This is a genomic window from Phenylobacterium sp., from assembly GCF_025934275.1.
Lineage (GTDB): Bacteria > Pseudomonadota > Alphaproteobacteria > Caulobacterales > Caulobacteraceae > Phenylobacterium.
Genome location: NZ_JAICYI010000036.1, coordinates 17,455 through 35,431 on the forward strand (window position 1 = coordinate 17,455; position 17,977 = coordinate 35,431).

General features: G+C 68.4%; 25 protein-coding genes and 1 tRNA gene. 14 read left to right on the forward strand and 12 right to left on the reverse strand.

Annotated features, from left to right (window positions below; all coding sequences use genetic code 11):
- Positions 1-139: 139 nt before the first annotated feature.
- Genes Q0W60_RS10645 through Q0W60_RS10655 form a run of 3 tightly spaced genes read right to left on the reverse strand, consistent with a single transcriptional unit; the run spans position 140 to position 1,725 of the window.
- Positions 140-550 carry an SRPBCC domain-containing protein gene (locus tag Q0W60_RS10645; RefSeq protein WP_297695357.1) on the reverse strand — a complete coding sequence of 137 codons (411 nt, stop codon included), beginning with the start codon at positions 548-550 and terminating at the stop codon, positions 140-142.
- The gene (locus Q0W60_RS10650; RefSeq protein WP_366075514.1) at positions 547-864 is read right to left on the reverse strand and encodes a metalloregulator ArsR/SmtB family transcription factor; all 318 of its coding nucleotides are present in this window, start codon (positions 862-864) and stop codon (positions 547-549) included. The genes Q0W60_RS10645 and Q0W60_RS10650 overlap by 4 nt, the downstream gene beginning before the upstream one ends.
- Before the next feature lie 51 nt (positions 865-915).
- Positions 916-1,725, reverse strand: coding sequence for a sterol desaturase family protein (locus Q0W60_RS10655; protein ID WP_297695361.1), 810 nt, complete (start codon positions 1,723-1,725; stop codon positions 916-918).
- Between the two features lie 104 nt (positions 1,726-1,829).
- Here Q0W60_RS10655 and Q0W60_RS10660 point away from each other — a divergent pair, with 104 nt between their 5' ends.
- Both Q0W60_RS10660 and Q0W60_RS10665 read left to right on the forward strand, forming a co-directional pair.
- Positions 1,830-3,320 carry a hypothetical protein gene (locus Q0W60_RS10660; RefSeq protein WP_297695363.1) on the forward strand — a complete coding sequence of 497 codons (1,491 nt, stop codon included), beginning with the start codon at positions 1,830-1,832 and terminating at the stop codon, positions 3,318-3,320.
- A gap of 54 nt (positions 3,321-3,374) precedes the next feature.
- A complete protein-coding gene (locus Q0W60_RS10665) occupies positions 3,375-3,827 on the forward strand; it encodes a VOC family protein (RefSeq protein WP_297695365.1) in 453 nt (150 codons plus the stop codon).
- On the opposite strand, the gene Q0W60_RS10670 is transcribed toward Q0W60_RS10665, so the two are convergent.
- Positions 3,824-4,516 (reverse strand): DUF1134 domain-containing protein, encoded by a 693-nt coding sequence (locus Q0W60_RS10670; RefSeq protein WP_297695367.1) that lies wholly within the window; start codon positions 4,514-4,516, stop codon positions 3,824-3,826. The two genes, Q0W60_RS10665 and Q0W60_RS10670, sit on opposite strands and share 4 nt — an antisense overlap.
- A 171-nt stretch (positions 4,517-4,687) precedes the next feature.
- Between Q0W60_RS10670 and lepA the strand changes: the two genes are divergently transcribed.
- Positions 4,688-6,493: a translation elongation factor 4 gene (lepA, locus tag Q0W60_RS10675; protein WP_297695369.1), complete on the forward strand. Its 1,806-nt coding sequence runs from the start codon at positions 4,688-4,690 to the stop codon at positions 6,491-6,493.
- On the opposite strand, the gene Q0W60_RS10680 is transcribed toward lepA, so the two are convergent.
- The 3 genes from Q0W60_RS10680 to Q0W60_RS10690 all read right to left on the reverse strand — a co-directional run bounded on the left by Q0W60_RS10680 (position 6,490) and on the right by Q0W60_RS10690 (position 8,096).
- Complete coding sequence (locus Q0W60_RS10680; RefSeq protein WP_297695371.1) at positions 6,490-7,356, reverse strand: EamA family transporter; 867 nt, start codon at positions 7,354-7,356, stop codon at positions 6,490-6,492. The genes lepA and Q0W60_RS10680 overlap by 4 nt on opposite strands.
- 111 nt (positions 7,357-7,467) lie before the next feature.
- Positions 7,468-7,659, reverse strand: a complete 192-nt coding sequence (locus Q0W60_RS10685) for a hypothetical protein (RefSeq protein WP_297695373.1) — start codon at positions 7,657-7,659, stop codon at positions 7,468-7,470.
- A 47-nt stretch (positions 7,660-7,706) separates the two neighbouring features.
- Positions 7,707-8,096: a DUF2784 domain-containing protein gene (locus tag Q0W60_RS10690; RefSeq protein ID WP_297695375.1), complete on the reverse strand. Its 390-nt coding sequence runs from the start codon at positions 8,094-8,096 to the stop codon at positions 7,707-7,709.
- A gap of 33 nt (positions 8,097-8,129) precedes the next feature.
- Between Q0W60_RS10690 and Q0W60_RS10695 the strand changes: the two genes are divergently transcribed.
- From Q0W60_RS10695 to Q0W60_RS10710, 4 genes are all read left to right on the forward strand, one after another.
- A complete protein-coding gene (locus Q0W60_RS10695; RefSeq protein WP_297695377.1) occupies positions 8,130-8,588 on the forward strand; it encodes a DUF5615 family PIN-like protein in 459 nt (152 codons plus the stop codon).
- A gap of 56 nt (positions 8,589-8,644) precedes the next feature.
- Positions 8,645-8,782: an entericidin A/B family lipoprotein gene (locus tag Q0W60_RS10700; RefSeq protein WP_297695379.1), complete on the forward strand. Its 138-nt coding sequence runs from the start codon at positions 8,645-8,647 to the stop codon at positions 8,780-8,782.
- A gap of 197 nt (positions 8,783-8,979) precedes the next feature.
- Positions 8,980-9,372, forward strand: a complete 393-nt coding sequence (locus Q0W60_RS10705; protein ID WP_297695381.1) for a DUF983 domain-containing protein — start codon at positions 8,980-8,982, stop codon at positions 9,370-9,372.
- A gap of 84 nt (positions 9,373-9,456) precedes the next feature.
- On the forward strand, positions 9,457-9,615 hold the full coding sequence (locus tag Q0W60_RS10710) for a DUF3309 family protein (RefSeq protein ID WP_297695383.1): 159 nt from the start codon (positions 9,457-9,459) through the stop codon (positions 9,613-9,615).
- Positions 9,616-9,638: 23 nt separating this feature from the next.
- Here Q0W60_RS10710 and Q0W60_RS10715 read toward each other — a convergent pair whose 3' ends face one another.
- From Q0W60_RS10715 to msrA, 3 genes are read right to left on the reverse strand one after another with little or no spacing between them, the layout of a single operon-like run.
- A complete protein-coding gene (locus Q0W60_RS10715) occupies positions 9,639-9,968 on the reverse strand; it encodes an MmcQ/YjbR family DNA-binding protein (protein WP_297695385.1) in 330 nt (109 codons plus the stop codon).
- Positions 9,968-10,312: an MmcQ/YjbR family DNA-binding protein gene (locus tag Q0W60_RS10720; protein ID WP_297695387.1), complete on the reverse strand. Its 345-nt coding sequence runs from the start codon at positions 10,310-10,312 to the stop codon at positions 9,968-9,970. Before Q0W60_RS10720 ends, Q0W60_RS10715 begins: the two co-directional genes overlap by 1 nt.
- A 19-nt stretch (positions 10,313-10,331) precedes the next feature.
- Positions 10,332-10,985, reverse strand: a complete 654-nt coding sequence (msrA, locus tag Q0W60_RS10725) for a peptide-methionine (S)-S-oxide reductase MsrA (protein WP_297695389.1) — start codon at positions 10,983-10,985, stop codon at positions 10,332-10,334.
- Positions 10,986-11,117: 132 nt separating this feature from the next.
- Between msrA and Q0W60_RS10730 the strand changes: the two genes are divergently transcribed.
- The 4 genes from Q0W60_RS10730 to Q0W60_RS10745 all read left to right on the forward strand — a co-directional run bounded on the left by Q0W60_RS10730 (position 11,118) and on the right by Q0W60_RS10745 (position 13,898).
- The gene (locus Q0W60_RS10730; RefSeq protein ID WP_297695390.1) at positions 11,118-12,068 is read left to right on the forward strand and encodes a tetratricopeptide repeat protein; all 951 of its coding nucleotides are present in this window, start codon (positions 11,118-11,120) and stop codon (positions 12,066-12,068) included.
- 14 nt (positions 12,069-12,082) lie between these two features.
- Positions 12,083-13,015 (forward strand): hypothetical protein, encoded by a 933-nt coding sequence (locus Q0W60_RS10735; protein WP_297695391.1) that lies wholly within the window; start codon positions 12,083-12,085, stop codon positions 13,013-13,015.
- Positions 13,016-13,070: 55 nt separating this feature from the next.
- Positions 13,071-13,160 (forward strand) — tRNA-Ser (locus Q0W60_RS10740).
- 210 nt (positions 13,161-13,370) lie between these two features.
- The gene (locus tag Q0W60_RS10745; RefSeq protein WP_297695392.1) at positions 13,371-13,898 is read left to right on the forward strand and encodes a hypothetical protein; all 528 of its coding nucleotides are present in this window, start codon (positions 13,371-13,373) and stop codon (positions 13,896-13,898) included.
- A gap of 308 nt (positions 13,899-14,206) precedes the next feature.
- Here Q0W60_RS10745 and Q0W60_RS10750 read toward each other — a convergent pair whose 3' ends face one another.
- Both Q0W60_RS10750 and Q0W60_RS10755 read right to left on the reverse strand, forming a co-directional pair.
- Entirely contained in the window at positions 14,207-14,422 is a 216-nt protein-coding gene (locus Q0W60_RS10750; RefSeq protein ID WP_297695394.1) for a hypothetical protein, read from the reverse strand.
- Entirely contained in the window at positions 14,415-15,155 is a 741-nt protein-coding gene (locus Q0W60_RS10755) for a hypothetical protein (RefSeq protein ID WP_297695396.1), read from the reverse strand. The genes Q0W60_RS10750 and Q0W60_RS10755 overlap by 8 nt, the downstream gene beginning before the upstream one ends.
- Before the next feature lie 723 nt (positions 15,156-15,878).
- Between Q0W60_RS10755 and Q0W60_RS10760 the strand changes: the two genes are divergently transcribed.
- From Q0W60_RS10760 to Q0W60_RS10770, 3 genes are read left to right on the forward strand one after another with little or no spacing between them, the layout of a single operon-like run.
- Entirely contained in the window at positions 15,879-16,340 is a 462-nt protein-coding gene (locus Q0W60_RS10760) for a hypothetical protein (RefSeq protein ID WP_297695398.1), read from the forward strand.
- Positions 16,337-16,741 (forward strand): hypothetical protein, encoded by a 405-nt coding sequence (locus Q0W60_RS10765; RefSeq protein WP_297695399.1) that lies wholly within the window; start codon positions 16,337-16,339, stop codon positions 16,739-16,741. The genes Q0W60_RS10760 and Q0W60_RS10765 overlap by 4 nt, the downstream gene beginning before the upstream one ends.
- A gap of 3 nt (positions 16,742-16,744) precedes the next feature.
- The gene (locus tag Q0W60_RS10770; protein WP_297695401.1) at positions 16,745-17,854 is read left to right on the forward strand and encodes a site-specific integrase; all 1,110 of its coding nucleotides are present in this window, start codon (positions 16,745-16,747) and stop codon (positions 17,852-17,854) included.
- Positions 17,855-17,977: the final 123 nt, after the last annotated feature.

Below are 17,977 nucleotides of genomic sequence, written 5' to 3' on the forward strand. Positions count from 1 at the left end.
GCCCCATGAACGCGCCCGTCCCCCCGCCGGCCCGCAGGCCTGAGCGTCCAGATCACCACCGTGTCCAGCCCGTCCGTAGCCGCTCGACCACGATGCTCTTGCTCTCGATGGTCTCGCTCATAGCGCTCATCGGGGACCCTCAATCGATGCGCGCCAGCGTCTCGTCGAGCGCAGCGAAGAACCGCTGCCAGCCGAACGTGGCGCCTTGGTAGGCCTGCTGCTGGTCCGGCCGGAAGCCGGACTGCTCCATGCGCAGGTGCGTGCCCGCACCGGTCGGCGTGAGCGTCCAGGTGACGACGCTTTCGAGTCCCATGGCGTCCCAGGTGTAGGACAGCCTCCGGTTCGGCTCGACCGACAGCACCTGGCAGTCGACCGAGCCCCAATCGCCGCGCAGCGTGAATCGACGCTCCACGACCAGGGCGAAGTCGTTCTGCATCAGCCATTGCTCGATCAGGTGCGGCTGCGTGAGTGCGCGCCAGATCTTTTCCGGCGGATGCGCGAGCTCCCGCTCGATGACCACGGAACGCGTCTCGATCGAGGATTCGCTCATTCGTCCATCTCCTTCAGCAGGCCCTCCAGCGCGTCGAAGCGATCGCGCCAGAAGACGGCGTAGTGGCCCAGCCAGTCCACGAGCGGCCGCAGGCCCTGCGGGTCGACGCGGTAGAGCGTGTTGCGCCCCGCGCGCCGTTCGGCGACCAGGCCGACGCCGCGCAGGGTCGCCATGTGCTGGGACACCGCCGGCTGCGAGACGCCCGCACCCCCGGTCAGCGCCGCGACCGTCAGCTCGCCCTCCACAGCCAGGCGTTCGAACAGGCTGCGCCGGGTCGGATCGGCGAGCACGCGGAACACGTCGGAGGCGGGCAGGAAGCTCACGCTGGTATCCATAAGTCCGGGCTTATGAATGAGTCAACCGCCTCATTCGGCGGGCAGGATCGCCTTGCGTCTCGCGGGGCTGAGCGCCGCCAGCCAGACCCTGAACGGATGCAGGTACTGGCCGAGCGCGCCCCGCCCCATGTCCTCGCGCACGCCGAGCGGCGCCTCGCAGGGACCGGGCAGGTAGAAGGTGCCGAACGCCCGGTCGAACACCGAGAAGACGGTGGCGAAGTTGGAGCCGGACCCCTGCACGTCACGCGCGTGGTGCCAGCGGTGCATGGCCGGCGCATTGAGGATCCAGCCCGCCTTGCCGAACGTCCACGGCAGGTCGGCATGGATCAGGTAGCCGTAGTAGTGGCGCACGAAGACGTTGCCGGCCTGCGCCCAGAACGGCGCGCCAAGCGCCGCCAGGACGACCGTGTCCAGCGCCGAGCCGAGCCGGTCCACCGGATGCATCCGCTCCAGCGAAAACCAGGTGAGCCGGGTGTCGGAGTGGTGGATGGCATGGGCCGGCCACAGCCACTTCAAGTGCTGGGCGCGATGGCGCCAGTAGCCCACGAAATCGCCCAGGAACACGGCGGCGAGCAGCGTCGGAACTGGCGGCAGGCTCGACCAGAGCGGCGCCGTCGGCAGCACCATTCCGCGATCCCGCGCCGCGGTCGTCAACCAGGCGATGACGATGGCGACGAGCGGCGAAACGACGAGCTGATCCACGAACGAGATCACGGCGTTGACGCGCGTCTCGCCCGCAGCGGCCTTGGCGTCGGCCAGCGACCTGCGGCCCTTCACGGCGAAGGCGAGTGCGGCGAAGACGACAGCGGCGATCGCAAGCGTCTCCAGCGCGCTCAGCAAGCCGCGCGCGTCGTTCGCTAGGAAGGCCAAGGCGGAGGACACCCGGCCGATCATCGGGGCCTGGGGCAAATCTTGGATTAACGCGGGACGGCGAAGATGCCGCCATGGCTGTCGAGGCGATCAATCCGGCTGCTGCGCCCCCACGCGTCGGGTCGGCGGTGTTGCGCGGCCTGGGGTTCGCAGCCGCGGCCCTGGCGATCCTGGCGCTGGCTGCGGCCCGGTTGTGGCTCGCCGCCGCCCAGCCCCTGTGGTTCGACGAAGCCTGGTCGCTGATGGTTGCCACCACGCCGGACTGGCGAAGCCTCGTTCACGAGGCGCTCAACGACGTGAACGCGCCCCTGGGCTATGCCCTGCTGCGCGCCTGGACCACGCTTGCGGGACCATCGGACTTCGCTCTGCGGCTGCCGGCCCTGGCGGCAGTTTCCGCCGCGGGCGTCCTGCCGCTTCTCTGGCGTTCGGGCCCACGACGGGAAGCGCGGCTCGCCTGGGCGGTGATGATCTTCACCTGGTGGGGCGCGGACGCCTTCCTGGCCGGCCGCGCCTACGGGCTGCTGCTGGCGCTCTCCACGGCCCAGCTGATCGCCTTCGCAGAGCTGCTCCGCAAGCCGCGCCTCGGCTCAGCCCTCCTGTGGGCGGTGCTGGGCGCGCTGGCGATCCTCACCCACTACTACGCCTTGATCATCACCGCCGTTCAGGGCTTGAGTTTCCTGGCCCTGCGCCGGCGCGAAGCGCTGCGCGCCTGGCCCGCCGCCCTCGCCTTCCTCCCGGCGTTCGGCTGGATAGCCTTGCACGCACCCCGTCTTCTCGCCTTCGCCGGCGCCGACGTGGCCTGGCACCGGATCGTCGGTCCCGGCCAGGCGCTGGTCATGGCCGCCGCGACGCTCGATCCATCGGCGCCGCTTGTCGGCTTCGGCGTCGCGCTCGCCGTCATCGCTGCGGCCGTCTTGGCGCGCGGCCGGGACGACCGCCTGCCGCCGCCGCCGTGGATCGCGGCGGGCGCATCGCTGGCCGCGCTCGCGCTGACGCTCGTCTCCGGCGCGCTGCACCCGAGTCTGACCGGGCGCTACCTCATTCCGACGGTTCCCGGGCTGCTCCTGGGGCTGGCGCTCTGCGCCGAACGGGCGGCGCGGCCGCGCCTGCTGTTGGCGGCGTTGTCTGCCGTCTGGCTCGCCACGGCGCTTCGGCCCGACGCGATCCTTCGCGACCTGCGTGACCCCAGCCCCTACGGTTTCGAGGCCGCCTCCGAGGTGCTGATGCGCCACGGCGCTCGCGACGTGGTGTTCGCCTGGGACCACGAGGTCACCAGGCTGATGCCGGCCTCGACGCTCGAACGGCTGGGAAGCGTGTTCTTTCGTCGGGCCGGGTATCGGGTTCGCGTGCAGCCGCTGATCGTGCGGCCGGGCGACGACGTGAATGTCCGGGCGCTGGCCGCCGCGACCGGTCCGCAGCCGGGGCTCATCTGGATCTACAACCGCGCCGGCCGCACGGCCGCCCGGACGCATCCGCCCGCCATCACCCGGCTCGATCCGCGTTGGAGCTGCCAACGCATCGGCGATGCGACGGTCGGAAGCCTCGCCTGCTGGCGCGCGCCATAGCTTGACTTGACGCGGCGCAGGGGCGCTCCGATCACGCGATCGGAGGCATGTCCCATGGAAGTGAACGGCGTCGCCCACACCTTCATCACCGCCGGCGACTTCGAGGCCTCGGTCGCCTTCTACCGCCGGTTGCTGCCGTTCCTCGGCCTGCGCGAGGTGGCCGACAGCGCGGAGACCTACTACTGCGTCGGCGGCCGCACCGGCTTCGGCATACGCCGGCCCGATCCGCAGCACGCCGGCGCGAGGTTCGAGCAGTACCGGGTCGGCCTGCACCACCACTGCTGGCGGGCCCGTTCGCGGGAGGACGTGGACGAGGTCCATGCGTTCCTGCGGTCCATCGGGGCCAAGATCGTCCACACGCCCGAGGACGGTCCGTGGGCGCCGGGCTACTACTCGGTGCTGTTCGAGGACCCGGACGGGGTCCGGCTCGAGGTCAATTTCGTGCCCGGCCGCGGCCTTTTCGACACCGCGACCCAGCGCGTCGGCGCCACCTTGGACGAGCGCTAGAAAGGCAGGATGTTGCGTCTGCGGGTGTAGGCCAGGTAGCCGACGTTGGCGCCCAGGCGGAACCCGACGCCGGCGCGCATCGGGGCGAGCGTGATCCCCGACGCTTCCTGATAATTCACCCCGATGCCGGCGATGAAATAGGCCGTTCCCTCGACGCCGGGGAACCGCTGGAAGATCTGATTGGGGTCTTCGAGGTTGTAGCAGAGGGTGAACACCCGGCTGGCGTTGCCGCCGGTGTCGAAGCCGATCGACGGGCCCTGCCAGTAGACCTCGATCGGCTGACGGTTCTTCATGTACATCAGGCCCTTGCCGTAACGGGCCCCGATCCCCAGCGCGCCGGACGCCTCCGTGCCGGCGATGTAGGCGGTGGGACGGCCGTTCTTCGCGAAGATCCGCTCGACCGCGGCGCCGGCGCTCTCCGCGGTCACGCCCATGAAGTCGGAGACCGAATTGACGATCTCGTCCTCGCTGTAGGTCTCGGCCCTGCCGTTGTCGGCCGGATAGGCCGGCTGCAGGTTGGGAGACCTCGGCGCCTCGGCCGGAGGGTCCTCCGGCGGCGGCGGCGGTGGCGGCGGGGCGGAGCCTGCGGGCCGCGCGGGCGGCAGCGAGCGGCTGCTCGTCTGGCCGTGAGCGACGGCGGCGGTCCCGAGCGTCACGAGGCCCGTGACGATGAGCGTTCGGCGATCCATGGGCGCGTGTGTCCTAAGAGTCTCTTCGCTGAAACCTTCCCCGCCCCGTTTGCGGCCCAGTCATGGCAAAGGCCGCCTTAACGCCCGATTAACCACGCCCGAAGGTCTCGCCGCGCCGCGACCGGACAGCGCGCCTCGCCACGGCGGACGAATGTGCTAGACGGGCGCCGCATGACCACCCCGCTCGGCCATATCCGCAACTTCTCGATCGTGGCCCATATCGATCACGGCAAATCGACGCTGTCGGACCGCCTGATCCAGGAGACCGGCGCGCTGACCCAGCGCGAGATGACCGAGCAGGTGCTCGATTCCATGGACATCGAGCGCGAGCGGGGGATCACCATCAAGGCCCAGACGGTGCGGCTGCACTACAAGGCCGATGACGGCGAGACCTATGTCCTGAACCTGATGGATACGCCCGGCCACGTGGACTTCGCCTACGAGGTCTCGCGCAGCCTTGCGGCCTGCGAAGGTTCGATCCTGGTGGTGGATGCGAGCCAGGGCGTCGAGGCGCAGACCCTCGCCAACGTCTATCAGGCGATCGACAACGACCACGAGATCGTGCCGGTGCTGAACAAGATCGATCTGCCGGCCGCCGAGCCCGACCGGGTGCGCCAGCAGATCGAGGACGTCATCGGCCTCGACGCCTCGGAGGCCGTGGAGTGCTCGGCCAAGACCGGGCAGGGGATCCACGAGGTGCTGGAGGCGGTCGTCAAGCGGCTGCCGCCGCCGAAGGGCGATCCGGACGCGCCACTCAAGGCGCTGCTCGTGGACGCCTGGTACGACGCCTACCTCGGGGTGATCGTGCTGGTGCGGGTGTTCGACGGCACGCTCAGGGCCGGCCAGCGAATCCGCATGATGCAGACCGGCGCCAGCCATCAGATCGACCGCATCGGCGTCTTCCGGCCCAAGCGCACCGACGTCGAGGCGCTCGGTCCCGGCGAGGTCGGGTTCATCACCGCCCAGATCAAGGAGGTGGCGGACGCCGCCGTGGGCGACACCATCACCGACGAGCGCCGCCCGGCCGCGGCGCCGCTGCCCGGCTTCCGTGAGGTGCAGCCGGTGGTGTTCTGCGGCCTGTTCCCGGTCGACGCCGCCGAGTTCGAGGACCTGCGCGCCGCGATCGGCCGGCTCAGGCTGAATGACGCCTCCTTCACCTACGAGATGGAGACCTCGGCGGCGCTCGGCTTCGGCTTCCGCTGCGGCTTCCTGGGCCTCCTTCACCTGGAGATCATCGAGGAGCGGCTGTCGCGCGAGTTCGACCTCGACCTGATCGCGACCGCCCCCTCGGTGGTCTATCGGATCAAGCTCACCGACGGCGCCGAGCTCGAGCTGCACAATCCCGCCGACCTGCCCGATCCGGTACGCATCGAATCCATCGCCGAGCCGTGGATCAAGGCCACCATCTTCTCGCCCGACGACTACCTGGGCTCGATCATCAAGCTCTGCCAGGACCGCCGCGGCGAGCAGCGCGAACTGAGCTACGTCGGCTCACGCGCCATGGTGGTCTACGACCTGCCGCTCAACGAGGTGGTGTTCGACTTCTACGACCGGCTGAAATCGATCTCCAAGGGCTACGCCTCGTTCGACTACTCCATCGAGGGCTACCGCGAGGGCGACCTCGTGAAGATGTCGATCCTGGTCAATTCCGAGCCGGTCGATGCGCTCTCCATGCTGGTGCACCGCGATCGCGCCGAGACCCGCGGCCGCAGCATGGTCGAGAAGATGAAGGAGCTGATCCCGCCGCACATGTTCCAGATCCCGATCCAGGCGGCGATCGGCGGCAGGATCATCGCCCGCGAGACGGTCCGGGCGCTCCGCAAGGACGTCACCGCCAAGTGCTACGGCGGCGACATCACCCGCAAGCGCAAGCTCCTCGACAAGCAGAAGGAGGGCAAGAAACGCATGCGCCAGTTCGGCAAGGTGGAGATCCCGCAGGAGGCCTTCATCGCCGCGCTGAAGATGGACGCGGATTAGTCCGGCGGCGCTTCGGTGACCAGGGACGCGGCCCCGGCGCGCCGGCCGGCCGACCAGGCAGCGCCGGCGGCGGCCGAGATCACCGCCAGCAACCCGGCGAGCTGGGGCCAGGCCAACCGCTCGTGCAGCAGGATCAGGCCGGAGAGCGCGCCGAAGCCCGGCTCCAGGCTCATGAACACGGAGAAGGTCCGGCCCGGCATGCGCGGCATCGCGTAGAGCTCGAGGCTGAAGGGCAGGGCGGTCGCGACGAGGGCGACGAGCAGTCCGAGCGGCAGCACGGCGGGGGAGACCAGCGCCCAGCCGGCGTGCGCGATCCCGATGGGCGCGGCGACCAGGGCGGCGATCGAGGTCGCCCAGGCGGCCGAGGCGTTCCCGAACGCGCGGCCCACGATGCGGCCCGAGAGGATGTAGGCCGCCCAGCTCGCCGCCGCCCCGAGCGCAAAGCCGATGCCGACCGGATCCAGCCGCCCGCCGCCCGAGTTCGGCCCGACCAGTCCCCAGACGCCGGCCGCCGCCAGCGCCGCCCAGACGAGGTCGGTAGCCTTGCGCGAGCCGGCCAGGGCGATCGCGAGCGGGCCCAGGAACTGCAGGCCGATGGTCACCCCTTGCGGCAGGCGCGAGAGGCCGAGGTAGAACATCATCATCGCGCCGGCGCTCGCGAGGCCGAGCACCGCGAGCGCCGCTGCCGGCGCGCGCTGGGGCCAGGTGCGCCACGGCCGCTGGATCACGAGCAGCATGGCGGCCGCGAGACTGATGCGCAGCGCCGCCGCGCCCTGCGGCCCGACCGCCGGGAACAGCCCCTTGGAGAGCGCCGCGCCCACCTGGAAGCAGGCCATGGCGCACAGCACCGCCGCGATCGGCAAGCCGAGGCCAGCCGCCCCTTGGATCTTCGGACCTGGCAATCCGCCCCCTTCGTGCTTGCGCCAGCATGACCGGCGGGCGGACGACTGGGAAGCGCGGGCTCGCCGCCGAGGCTACTTCTTGTCGGTGGTCTTGCTGACCACCGCGCCGACTCCGGCGCCGACTGCTGCGCCCAGCGGGCCCGCGACCACCAGGCCGGCCGCGGCCCCGGTGGCGGCGCGCTGCTCGACGTTGTGGCCGCAGGCGGCGAGACCCAGCGCCAGGACGGCCATGGTGAGGACGATGCTGCGCACGAGCGACTCCATCCGATTGACGATCTCCGCCAGTCTGACGGGAGTCGCTTAGCCGTTCGCTAATTCGCCGGTCCGCGCCGGCGCGGCGGGACCCAGCGCCACAGCGCCGCCGTGTAGGCGAAGATCAGCAGGTAGGCGACCGTGAACGCCCAGATCGGCAGCGGCCAGTAGATGACGCTGTTGACCCAGCGCATGATCAGCGGCGGCTCCGAGCGGCCGGCGCCGGTCAGCGCGTCCTGCCAGATGGTGAGGAAGCAGGCGCGTCCGAGCACCGCCTGCAGGGCGACCACGGCGAGCGAGGCCAGATGCAGCAGCCGCCACCAGGAGATCCTCACCCAGGCCCAGCCGAGCGCAGCGCCGAGCGGGATCGCCACCAGCCCGAAAAAATTGAAGGCGATCACCACCACGTGCGCCGCCAGCACCGTCTCGCCGAGGATCGCCGCGCTCATAAGCGAACCCTAGGGCCGGCGCGTTTGCCGCGCATGCGCTTCCTTTGCGACGAGATGCTGGCGAGCCTCGCGCGGCTGCTCCGGGCCGCCGGCTACGACGCCGACCTCGCAACGGGCGGGCAACGCGACGAGGCGATCCTGGCCCGCGCCAAGGCCGAGGCGCGCGTGCTCCTCACCCGCGACCGCCGCCTCGCCTCCGCAGGCGGGCCCGGCGCGGTGCTGCTGGCGGAACCGACCGCCGAGGCCCAGGCGCGCGCGCTGTCGCGGTTGCTGCCGATCGACTGGACGCTGGCCCCGTTCACCCGCTGCGTCGTCGACAATGCGCCGCTGCGGACCGCGACCCCGGAGGAGGTGGCGCGCATGCCACAAGGGTCGCGGTCGCGCGGCGGGCCGTTCCGCGCCTGCCCGGTTTGCGGGCGCCTCTATTGGCCCGGGAGCCACGTCAAGCGGATGGCGGCCAGGCTGCAGGCGCTCAGCGCGCCGCAAGCTTGACTGTCGGCGCGGCGCAGCCGAAATCCGGCGCCATCGATTTCCGGGAGGCCTCTTCGATGCGCAAGCTGATCGTCCTCGCCGCGGCCGCCATGACGGTGCTCGTGGCCGGCTGCAACACCATCCAGGGCATGGGCCGCGACATGCAGGCGGCCGGACAGGCGGTCTCCAGCTCGGCCCAGGACGCCAAGCACTAGGGTCCGGAACAGGGGACGGCCGGCGGGGGTTCGGTCGCGAATCCGCCATCAGACCCGCGAAGCCCCATGTCCCGCTCGAAGCACGAGCTCTCCGGCCACACCTGAAGAAGTAGCGGCGACGCGCAGCGGGGCTTTTCTGCGACGCAACCGCCCAGCCCCTTCCGCAGGCCCCCTCCAGCGCGCATATGCGGTCGCGTATGCAGGAAGTCGCCCATCCTCTCGCTCTGTCGGTCTGGCGCGGCGCCAAGGGCCGCTGTCCGGCGTGCGGGCGCGGGCCGCTGTTCTGGAAATACCTGAAGGTCAACGGCCGCTGCGAGCGCTGCGACGAGGACCTGTCCCGGTATCCGGCCGACGATGGGCCGGCCTATGTCACCATTCTGCTGACCGGCCACCTGATCATCGTGCCGCTGCTGTTCATCCCCTGGGTCTGGCAAAGTCCCGCCCGATCGCTGCCGCTGGTGATGAGCGGGCTGGCGGCGAGCACGCTGACCGTGCTGCCGCGGATCAAGGGCGCCTGGATCGGGCTGATGTACGCCCTGGCCGTGAAATCCACCGACGGGCGGCTGCACACCGCCGACGCGGCCGACTAGCGCGGCCGAGCTCTCCGGAACCTCCGCTGTGGGCTGCGTGTTGTCGCACGGCCAAGTCGGGGCGTGACACGAAGGAGAGACCGCGTGGGCCTTGGCACCATCCTGATCATCGTCCTCATCCTGCTCCTGATCGGCGCCCTGCCGAATTGGGGCTACAGCCGCAGTTGGGGCTACTATCCGTCGGGCGGCCTGGGGCTGGTCCTCGTGATCGTCATCGTCCTGGTGCTGATGGGACGCTTCTAGCGGTCGCGGTCGGCCGCGCGCACCTAAAGCCCGAGTTCGGCGCGGACCTTCTTGGTCAGCTTCGCCGCGATCAGCGAGTGGGCGGTGGAGATCCAGCCCTGCGCGTCATCCGGCGCCAGCCGGTCGAGGTCGACCGCGACCCACTGGCCCTTGGCGCAATAGGGCGCCTGGCGGCCGGGACCGTCCTCAGTCAGCACCACGAAGCCGATGTCGGTGACCTTGAAGGCCACGTAGATGTCGCCGCACATGGCGAACACCTTGCCGCCTACCTTGTAGACGTCCGAGCCGCCCCACTGCACGACCTTGCTGGTCGCCGGCAGGCCGAGGGCGACGGCGCCGATCTCCTCGCGCATCATGACAGGCCGATCTCCTTGCGCTGCGCCTTCGTCAGCTTGCCGGCGACCAGCTGGTGCGAGGTCTTGAGCCAGTCACGGACCTCGTCCGAATCGAGGGCGGCGAGGTCATCGAACGTCACCCATTTGGCGCGGGCCATGTAGGGCGCGGGCCGCGCCCGGCCGCTCGAGGTCAGGGCCTCGAAGGCGATGTCCGTCGCTTTGAAGGAAAGGCTGGCGTAGCCGCCGTCCGCGCCGGCGAAGATCCGGCCGCCCACCTTGTACATGTGGTCGTCGCCCCACTGCACGTTCATCGTCGCGCCGGGCAGCGCCATCGCGGCCGCGTGCAGCTCTTCGCGCGTCACGGGACCGCTCGCGACCGCGTCAGGCGCTGACGCCGACGCCGATCGGGCAGGTCACGCCGGTGCCGCCGATCCCGCAGTAGCCCGCTGGATTCTTGGCCAGGTACTGCTGGTGGTAGGCTTCGGCGAAGTAGAACGGGCCCGCCGGCGCGATCTCGGTGGTGACGCGGCCGAAGCCCTGGGCGTTCAGGGCGCTCTGATAGGTCTCGCGAGAGGCCTCCGCCTCGGCTGCCTGGGCGTCGTTCACGACGTAGATCCCCGAGCGGTACTGGGTGCCCACATCGTTGCCCTGGCGCATGCCCTGGGTCGGATCGTGGTTCTCCCAGAACAGCTTCAGGAGATCGGGGTAGGTCACCTGCCTGGGATCGTAGGCGACCAGCACCGACTCGGCGTGGCCGGTGCGGCCGGAACAGACCTCCTCGTAGGTCGGGTTGGGCGTCAGGCCGTTCTGGTAACCCGCGGCGGTCACCCACACGCCGGGCTGCTGCCAGAACTTCCGCTCCACGCCCCAGAAGCAACCCATCGCGAAATAGGCGGTCTCCAGACCCTCCGGATAGGGCCCCTTCAGGGCATGGCCGTTGACGAAGTGGACCTCGGCGGTGGGGATCGGATGCGTCCGGCCCGGCAAGGCGGTCTCGGGAGTCGGGATCTCCAGCGGCGTCTTGGCGAACAGCATCGAACGGGCCTCCTTGTCGCCCGCAAACATAGGACGCCCGGCCGTCGATTGCACGCCGCGGGCGCCATTGCTGACGTACGGGAACTTTCGTGCAAGAGTGGCATCGAACGTCGGTATGGGAGGAGATGCCCCATGGCTAAGACCTGGAAGATAGGCTTGCTGGCGGGCGCGATCGCGCTGGCCGGCTCGGCGGCGCTGGCTTCCGGCGGCGGCGGCGGCGGAACCATGCCGAGCGGCGCCGGCTACGGCGGTCCCAGCGCCTCGACGCCGCAGTACGATCCGGCCGCCGAGTACGCCAAGGCGGTCACCGCGCTGAAGGCCAATCAGTACCGCGACGCCGTGCGCGCCGCCCAGCACGTGACCGACGCCGTTCCGAGCAATCCCGACGGGTGGCGGCTGCTCGGCATGGCCAAGGCCGGCGACAACGACTGGAAGGGCTCCAGGCGGGCCTACGAGCGGCTGGTGAGGCTCGCGCCCGACGATGTTCAGGGCCACGCGGGCCTCGGGATGGCGCTCGCCAAGCTGAAGGATTCCAAGGCGCAGAGCGAACTCGACTGGCTGAAGTCCAAGATGCAGAGCTGCGGCGACGCCTGCCCTGACGCCGCCAAGCTCAAGTCGATGAGCGCGGACCTCGAGGCCGTCATGACGCCCGGCGAGGCGCCGACGAAGCCGAGCGCCGCGCTCTCAGGCAAGATGCTGTTCGGCGGACCCAAGGCTGGCGACGCCGCCTATATCCAGGCGGTCAGCCTGATCAACGAGAAGCGCTATGACGATGCGCTCGCCGCCCTGGCCAAGGCCAAGCTCGAGTTCGGGCCGCACCCGGACATCATCACCTACGAAGGCTACGCCTGGCGCAAGAAGGGCGACTACGCCAAGGCCGAGAGCTACTACCGCCAGGCGCTTTCCATCGATCCCGACCACGTCGGCGCGACCGAGTACTACGGCGAGCTGAAGGTCGAGAAGGGCGACATCGCCGGCGCGAAGCAAATGCTGGCCAAGCTGGAGCGCGTCTGCGTCTACGGCTGTGCGGAGACGGAGGAGCTGCGCCGTTGGATCGACGCAGGCCACGACCCGCAGCACTAGGCCTTGCGATCTGGATGGCGGCGGGCGCGCTGGCGCTCGCCGCCTCGCCGGGCGACGCCCCGATCCGCGCCATGCGCTGGGCGGCCAGGTCGGTGGATCCTGTGGCCGCCTTCGATCGCGCGCCCGCGGAATGTCTGCGACGCTCGCGCGACCCGGCCGAGGCGCTGAAAGTCGAGGTGGGCCGCGCCGCCTTCCGCACGCCGGTGCTGCTGGGCGGCCAGGCGGCGCGGGCCGGCGTCAACTGCGAGACCTGCCACAAGGGCGGCCGCACCAACCCGGACTTCCTGTTCCCGGGCGTCTCCGGGGCGCCGGGCACCGCCGACGTCACCGACTCGCTGTTCTCGACGCATCGCGGCGACGATGTCATGGACCCGAAGCCGATCCCCGACCTCTCCGGACCCAGGGCGAAGCTGAAGGTCGACCAGGCGCGCGGCGCCCATAAGCTCGAGCCCTTCATCCATGGCCTGATCACCGAGGAGTTCGACGGGCCCGAGCCGCCGAAGGCGGTGCTGCAGGGGATCGCCGAATACGTGCGCCACCTCTCGCCGGACGCCTGCCCCAAGACCGCCAGCGTGCCCGTCACGCCGGCCTACTTCATGAGTGACGTGCGCAGGGCGCTGGCCGCCGCGCAGGGCGAGATCGCCGCCGGCGATGCGCCGGCCGCCATCCTGATGATCGCCTCGGCGCGCACCCGGCTCGGGCTCATCGACGAGCGCTATGCGGGCGCGGCCCTGGCGCCGCTCAGGGCCGAGCTCCGAGCAGCCGACGCCCGGCTGGCGCAGGCGCAGCAGGCGCTGCGCGACCATCGCCCCGGCGTCGCCGCCGAGCTCACCGCCTGGCTTGCGGATTCGGCGCGTCTGGAGGCCCGCATCGAGGCGCGCGCGCCGGCCTCACTGTTCGATCCGCAGCGACTGACCCAGGCCGCCCGGCGGCGCTTGCCGGGCTAAGCTTCGTCCTATATTCCGCCGCTTCCGCCGAGCGGGTTCCCCGCGCCGGACGGTGGGTGAGGTGGCCGAGTGGTTGAAGGCGCACGCCTGGAACGCGTGTATACGGGCAACCGTATCGAGGGTTCGAATCCCTCTCTCACCGCCAGTTTTCCGCAATAAAATCAGTCTATTACGCGGATTCTGGCACCGGGTGCCATTGGCACACCGCCCACCGTGGCGCACTTGGCACGTTTGGCACACTCGGACCGGGCATTTCGCTCCGGGGAGTTCACGCGAGATGAAGCCACCCCTATCGCTTGAGTTGCCCCCCCGATAAAGGCATCGTCCGATTTGGATGGGGCGGACGGGGGATGCGATGGCCAGAAAGTTGATGGTAATGGCGACTTGCATCGCACTTGCCACCTCCGGGTCCGGTCTTGCCGCCACCAAACAAGACGGAGGCTCGCGCGTCGCCGCGCAAGGGGAGACGAGGATCACCGCCACCCTCGGCGGAAAGGCAGTCTTGGTTCAGTTCTTCACCCACAAGGTAGACATCGGCAAGCCGAGCGACGAGCCGCCCAAACGGCGCATGTCGAGTTGCACCTACAGTCGCATTCCTTGCAGCCTGACCGATGCGGTCGAGATTTCTGTCGCCGGGCATCCCGTGTTTGTGCCGAGATCAGCCTTCGCTGATCTGGCCGACATCAACGGCGCCGAACTTCACCTGATCGCACCGGGCCGCTTCAGGCTGGCGTTGACCGGGGGCGATGCATCGGAAGCCTACGAAGCCAATATAGTGTTCGACCGGCACCGTGTTCGGGAGCGGGCGGTCACCGCCTCCGAAGCTCAAATGGTTGCCGAGAAGACGGTCTACTTCGACGTGTCCCGCGCCTTCGTCGATTAGGGTCAAGGGGGCGGCCAATGGCATGGTGGAGAAGGCTGTTTGAGCGGAAGACGAGATCGCCGCTCTACGGCCTTGAATACCGAGTCGCGTTCAAGCTGTATGACGAAGACGCTGAACGTGAAGTCGAGGTGCGCGAGTTCAGCAATGGCCAAGTCTATATCGTTGAACGAGAGCGGATTGAGGGTGGCGCGTTTAGGGATCGACACTCGGGCGCAATGGTAGGGCCGTTCGCTTCGCCTGCGGACGCGGAGAGTTTCATCGTGGCGACCCCGTGGTTTCTCGGACGCGACGCATAATGGGTCCTGAAGTCAGCCGTAGCGCATCTTAAACCAGACGGCATCGTTGTCGTCCTCAAACAAGAAGAACACCTCACGCCGGGACATCGGCGCACGGTAGCTCCACGGCGCCCGAGCTTGGCTGGCGCAGTAGGCACGCATTTCCAGCATCCGGTCTTGGTAATCGTTGTCGTCGCGCGAAACTGCGACATCGACCCTCGCCCACGCGGACACATCCGGTTCACTCAAGTTTATTCCAAACATACTTCTCCCTGTCACAGTAATAGTAGTTATCAAAAACACTAAATGAGCATGAGAAAGGAAGTGGATCAACGTCTAATTCGTCAACATCATGCTCACTATCGACAAGTTGATCGTGAACAACAACACCAAGCCCACCATCAGCTTCAATGCCGACGCCGCACATTCTTTGGCGACCCACGCTCACCTTGAGCTTCTGGAACCCACGGGACCATTCGTGCAGGAAGGCGAAATACTCCGCGATCCACTCATCCGGCCATCGCTCTTCGGCGGCTCCAAGATGGGTGCGGCACTGGTGCTTCAGGGCGTAGTTGATGATGTCCCCGAGGTTTGCCCTCTCGGTCTTTTCCGGCGCAAACGGGGCGACATCGACCCGCTTGGCGCCGCCCCACTTGCGCTCAAGCTCCTGACGAATCTGCTGCGGTTCGAGGCCGTTCAGGCGGACGATCCCGTGGAAGGTGACGATCCAGACCGGCGCACGGGGGTTCAGGATCAGGGGCGCCATCGGCCCGAGTTGCGCCTGCTTGTCGGAGCCGAGCAGAACGTAGTCTTCGGAGGCGAACGCGTCGGTCTCCAACCACATCAGGAACTCGACGCTGCGCCAGCGACGATGCGAGCGTCGAAGGCCATCCACGACGTTCCTCAGGTCTTTGCGAAACGCGGTCACCAGATCGGCAACCTCGTCGATCCACCCGGTCGCTCCGACAACGATGGTGACCATCGCAAGATCGTCGTTCGAGGCATCAGCAAAGCGGGCAAGAGCCGCACGTCGCTGCTTTCCGATGTAGCGGCCCCGGCACTCGTCGCACCCCGGCGTGCGACAGGTGAAGTGGCCGTTCCAGTCGCCCGTCCCGCACCGCTGCATTCGGTGAAGGAGGCGAGTGGCGCCGGGATGGGTCGAATAGGGCAGCCCCCGCTCCAAGCTGGGCCGAACGCGTGCAGGCGGCCTCATCTCGCCTCCGGCTGCACCGGGCGCGGTCGGGGCTGGACAGCCATGACCGGGGGACCACCAACGGCCCCGCTGCGGGGCACGGCGGACGCACAGGGCGCGGCAGCGGCCTTCGACGGCTTCATCCCCTCGGGGCGAGGGCGCATGCCCTGCACGATCTCCCAATAGCGCATATGCCTCCCTCGGCTGGACTGAGGGTATTTAGCCGGGCTGCGAACGCGACCTTTCGCGCGCCGCCGGGGCCGCGCATGGGCCATTTCGGGTGCTTCTGGCACACCTCCTTGGCACGCCGCGACCCAACCACCTGAAAACACTGAACTACGCTCCCTCTGAACGGGGGAACGTCGCCGCGCCGCCCTTCACTATCTGCACTTCTACAGAATCCGCTTGACTACTGTCAACTAAGAAGTTAGAAGAAGGGCATGGGCGGCGGTCGCCCGACTTGAGGACGAGAAATGAGCCGTTGGTTTCGAGCGAGCGTGGGAGGGCAGGCGCATGGGTGACGCACTCATCTGGCGCGTGGTCCCCAATCCCGAACCCGCCCTCGCGCGGATGTGGGGCTACGACGAGACCCGGATCGCGCAAGACGTTCTCGGCGAAGACGCGCCCGCCCCTTCTGCCGGATACGTCCTCGGCTTTGCCCGAGTTGGACCGCTGCTCAACTGGTGGCGCCGCTGCTGGGCGGAAGACGACGTTGCGCCCACCCACTACGACGACGTGGGCTTCAGCGTGTGCGCCTATCGCGCCCGCGAGTGCCCCGGCACCGTCTGGTTCCGGCGCCGAGGCGCAGCCGTGCTGGCCCGGTTCGTGCCCGCTGCCAACGAGGCTCGCTTCCCGACCGCGCTGCTGATGTCGGCGCCGGATGCCCGAGACCTGACGAGAGCAGCGGAGGCGGTGCTCGACCGGCGGCGCAAACGGCTGCCCACGCCCCATGACCTGACCGAGATTGCGCCGTGACGAAGACGATCAGCACAACCGAACTCGCCGAGAGCATCGACCACCTCGCCCGAGGGTTCGCCGCCTTGGCGGACTACCTTCCCGCCCGCGCGTCGTATCGGCAGGCCCTCGCCTTCATGCTCTTGGCTCAGGCAGACCTCGCCGGGCGCAAGATGACCGTCAGCGACCTGCGCGACGCGGCTGGCGACGATCTGAACGGCTTGCCGAAGCTCGGACAATCCATCGAGAGAACCTACCAACTGTTCTTGGCCCCCTCGAAGCAAGAGCCGAACGGGCTGGGCTGGCTGAAGCAAGTCCCCGACGACGACGACCGGCGCAAAAAGCATCTGCGTCTGACGAGCGAGGGTTTAGCGGTCGCAAATCACGCGGTCGCTGCCCTAAGGCAACCAATGGAAACTTAGTAAGTGAGAAAGAACGCCTATACGCTCAGCCAGAAGAAGTCTGGCATCTGGATCGTGGACTTCGACGACGACGGTCAACGTCGGCGCCTGAGCACCAAGACGCGAGACAAGACCGAGGCCCACAAAAAGGCGCGCGATCTCGTGCTGGGCACCGGAAACACCCCCGGTTCGGTCACGTCGTCTCGTGGACATAGTTCGGCGATGGTCACCATGAACGATCTTTTCGTCCGCTGCGAAAAGACGATCTGGCACCCGCGCGAACTGGCCTCGCAGCGCACCCTGAAATCGAACCTCAAGGTGCTGACGAAGCTCATCGGTGACGAGCCGGTCGCCACCATGGACTACAGCCGCCTCGAACGGCTGAAGGACGACCTGTTCGCCCTCGACTACGCACCGGGCACGGTCAAACGGAAGATGGACACGGTGGGCAAGGCCCTCACGATGGCTTGCCGCTGGACCGACGCGAACGGCAAGCCGCTGCTTCGTGGCAAGCCGCCGATGCCGTCGATCACCTGCAACAACGCCCGCGACCGGGTTCTCACGCCTGCCGAGGAGCGGGCGGTGTTCAAGGCAATCGAGGTGCGGCAGCAATCGGAGCCTACCCGCGAGTGGTGGCGGTATGGGCGCCTGATCCGGTTCCTGCTGGACACGGGCTGCCGTCTCGGTGAAGCCCTCGTCGTCACGGAAAAGAGCGTCGAAATGCACCCGGATGGGATCACCTACGTCGCCCTGAAGCGGCACCAGACCAAGACGCGGCAGCCTCGCCTTATTCCCCTGACGGACGCGGTGTTGGAGTCGCTGCCGAAGCTGACCGCCATGGCGGACGGTGGGCCGCTGTTCCCCTTCAAGCAGTCGGCGGCTTGGTATCGGTGGTCGAACATCAGAAAGGATGTTCAGGCCATGCCCAACGGGCACGACATTTCCGACGTGGTGCTGCACTCCATGCGTCACACTTGCCTGACCGCCCTCGCCAAAGAGAACGACGTGCTCAAGGTGTCGAGATGGGCGGGCCACTCGAACATCTCCACGACCGCCAAGCACTACGCTCACCTGAGCGGCAAGGACTTGCACGGCGCCCTCGATGTCCTGAACCGCCGCGCGCAACAAGGGTGACGGAAACAGAGGGATTCAGTTTTCTGCATATCTACAGAAATATGCGCCAAACCGCCTCGCCGCCATTGGCGTAAGTTGTTGATTTTACGAGAACTAAATCCCTCTCTCACCGCCACCCAGTCC

Bases quoted from the DNA above. Each gene is read 5' to 3' on its own strand.
- Q0W60_RS10645 (WP_297695357.1), bottom strand. From the start codon at position 550: ATGAGCGAATCCTCGATCGAGACGCGTTCCGTGGTCATCGAGCGGGAG.
- Q0W60_RS10660 (WP_297695363.1), top strand. From the start codon at position 1,830: ATGGCTGTCGAGGCGATCAATCCGGCTGCTGCGCCCCCACGCGTCGGG.
- Q0W60_RS10665 (WP_297695365.1), top strand. From the start codon at position 3,375: ATGGAAGTGAACGGCGTCGCCCACACCTTCATCACCGCCGGCGACTTC.
- Q0W60_RS10670 (WP_297695367.1), bottom strand. From the start codon at position 4,516: ATGGATCGCCGAACGCTCATCGTCACGGGCCTCGTGACGCTCGGGACC.
- lepA (WP_297695369.1), top strand. From the start codon at position 4,688: ATGACCACCCCGCTCGGCCATATCCGCAACTTCTCGATCGTGGCCCAT.
- Q0W60_RS10685 (WP_297695373.1), bottom strand. From the start codon at position 7,659: ATGGAGTCGCTCGTGCGCAGCATCGTCCTCACCATGGCCGTCCTGGCG.
- Q0W60_RS10690 (WP_297695375.1), bottom strand. From the start codon at position 8,096: ATGAGCGCGGCGATCCTCGGCGAGACGGTGCTGGCGGCGCACGTGGTG.
- Q0W60_RS10695 (WP_297695377.1), top strand. From the start codon at position 8,130: ATGCGCTTCCTTTGCGACGAGATGCTGGCGAGCCTCGCGCGGCTGCTC.
- Q0W60_RS10700 (WP_297695379.1), top strand. From the start codon at position 8,645: ATGCGCAAGCTGATCGTCCTCGCCGCGGCCGCCATGACGGTGCTCGTG.
- Q0W60_RS10705 (WP_297695381.1), top strand. From the start codon at position 8,980: ATGCAGGAAGTCGCCCATCCTCTCGCTCTGTCGGTCTGGCGCGGCGCC.
- Q0W60_RS10715 (WP_297695385.1), bottom strand. From the start codon at position 9,968: ATGCGCGAGGAGATCGGCGCCGTCGCCCTCGGCCTGCCGGCGACCAGC.
- msrA (WP_297695389.1), bottom strand. From the start codon at position 10,985: ATGCTGTTCGCCAAGACGCCGCTGGAGATCCCGACTCCCGAGACCGCC.
- Q0W60_RS10730 (WP_297695390.1), top strand. From the start codon at position 11,118: ATGGCTAAGACCTGGAAGATAGGCTTGCTGGCGGGCGCGATCGCGCTG.
- Q0W60_RS10735 (WP_297695391.1), top strand. From the start codon at position 12,083: ATGGCGGCGGGCGCGCTGGCGCTCGCCGCCTCGCCGGGCGACGCCCCG.
- Q0W60_RS10745 (WP_297695392.1), top strand. From the start codon at position 13,371: ATGGCCAGAAAGTTGATGGTAATGGCGACTTGCATCGCACTTGCCACC.
- Q0W60_RS10755 (WP_297695396.1), bottom strand. From the start codon at position 15,155: ATGGTCACCATCGTTGTCGGAGCGACCGGGTGGATCGACGAGGTTGCC.
- Q0W60_RS10760 (WP_297695398.1), top strand. From the start codon at position 15,879: ATGGGTGACGCACTCATCTGGCGCGTGGTCCCCAATCCCGAACCCGCC.